Consider the following 1690-nt stretch of genomic DNA (forward strand, 5'->3'; position numbering starts at 1 on the left):
GCACGCTCCGCAACATCCGTGTATCCACCATCCCTGTCAATCCCTGGAACAGAGCATACAAGGGTCCGCTGTGCGGACCGACGATCGCGCCGACGCCGGTAGCCTTGCGGAAACCGTGGGCGACCCACACCTTATCGCCCTTTGAGGGGCGTTTGCCCCCCTTAAATACAGCCTCACGCGTCATGCCGAGCCGCCGGCCGGGCGGCCCATCCACGGACCTCCAAATCCAATGTCGGAAATCACCCCCCAAGAGATCGTCGCCGAACTGGACAAGCACATCGTCGGCCAGGACGAGGCCAAGCGCGCGGTGGCGATCGCGCTGCGCAACCGCTGGCGGCGGATGCAGATCCCGGAGCCGATGCGCACCGAGATCACGCCCAAGAACATCCTGATGATCGGCCCCACCGGGGTCGGCAAGACCGAGATCGCACGCCGTCTGGCGCGTCTCGCCAATGCCCCCTTCATCAAGATCGAGGCCACCAAGTTCACCGAAGTGGGCTATGTGGGCCGCGACGTGGAGTCCATCATCCGGGACCTGGCGGACATCGGCATCAAGCTGTGCCGCGAGCAGGAGATGGCCCGACTCGCCGATCTGGCCGAGGCGGCCGCGGAGGAGCGCATCCTGGACGCCCTGCTGCCGCCCCCGGGCGGCTTCGAGGAGGAGAGCCGCACCACCACGGCGACCACGGCCACCCGGGAGAAATTCCGCGCCAAGCTGCGCGCGAACGAACTCGACGAGCGGGAGGTGGAGATCCTGGTCTCGGCCGCGCCATTGGGCGTGGAGATCATGGCCCCGCCCGGCATGGAGGAGATGACGAGCCAGCTCCAGGGCCTGTTCCAGAACTTGGGCCAGGGCCGCACCAAGCGGCGCAAGCTGCGGATCAAGGACGCGCGCAAGCTGCTGCGCGACGAGGAGGCGGCCAAGCGGGTCAACGAGGAGGAGTTGAAGCTGCGCGCCATCGAGAACGTGGAGCAGAACGGCATCGTCTTTCTGGATGAGATCGACAAGGTGACCCGGCGCGGTGAGGGCGTCTCCGGGGCCGACGTCTCGCGCGAGGGGGTGCAGCGTGACCTGCTGCCGCTGGTGGAGGGCAGTACCGTCTCCACCAAGCACGGCTCGGTGCGGACCGATCACATCCTGTTCATCGCCTCGGGCGCCTTCCACCTGGCGCGCCCCTCCGACCTGATCCCCGAGCTGCAGGGCCGCCTGCCCATCCGCGTGGAGTTGAAGGCCCTGACCACGGAGGACTTCGTGCGCATCCTGACCGAGCCGGACGCCTCGCTGACGGACCAGTACAAGGCGCTGCTCGCAACCGAAGGGGTCAACCTGGAGTTTACCCCGGACGGCATCCGCCGCCTGGCCGAGATCGCCTGGCAGGTCAACGAGCGCACCGAAAACATCGGCGCCCGGCGGCTGCACACGGTGCTGGAGCGGCTGCTGGAGGACGTTTCCTACAACGCCTCGGACCTGGACCGGGTGACCGTGACCGTCACGGCCGCCTATGTGGACCAGAACCTGTCCCAACTGGCGGCGGACGAGGACCTGTCGCGTTACATCCTCTGACGGAATATGTTAAACAAGTCCATTCGGGAATCCTTCCAGCGCCGTTGTCGTTGTCGTTGTCGTTGTCGTAATCGAGGTTATCGTGGCGTCCTGGATTCTCTCCCACCCCAAGACTCCTGCGATTAC

Annotated in this window: 2 protein-coding genes; one reads left to right on the top strand and one right to left on the bottom strand. The window is 66.0% G+C overall.

The annotated features are described in order from the left end of the window. A partial coding sequence (locus QZY48_RS27105) for a hypothetical protein (RefSeq protein ID WP_295436682.1) occupies window positions 1-184 on the bottom strand: 184 nt, incomplete at its 3' end. A gap of 45 nt (window positions 185-229) precedes the next feature. On the opposite strand from QZY48_RS27105, the gene hslU reads away from it, so the two are divergent. Beyond that, a complete protein-coding gene (gene hslU, locus QZY48_RS27110; RefSeq protein WP_295436683.1) occupies window positions 230-1564 on the top strand; it encodes an ATP-dependent protease ATPase subunit HslU in 1335 nt (444 codons plus the stop codon). Window positions 1565-1690: the final 126 nt, after the last annotated feature.

It is taken from the genome of uncultured Thiodictyon sp., from assembly GCF_903828115.1.
Lineage (GTDB): Bacteria > Pseudomonadota > Gammaproteobacteria > Chromatiales > Chromatiaceae > Thiodictyon.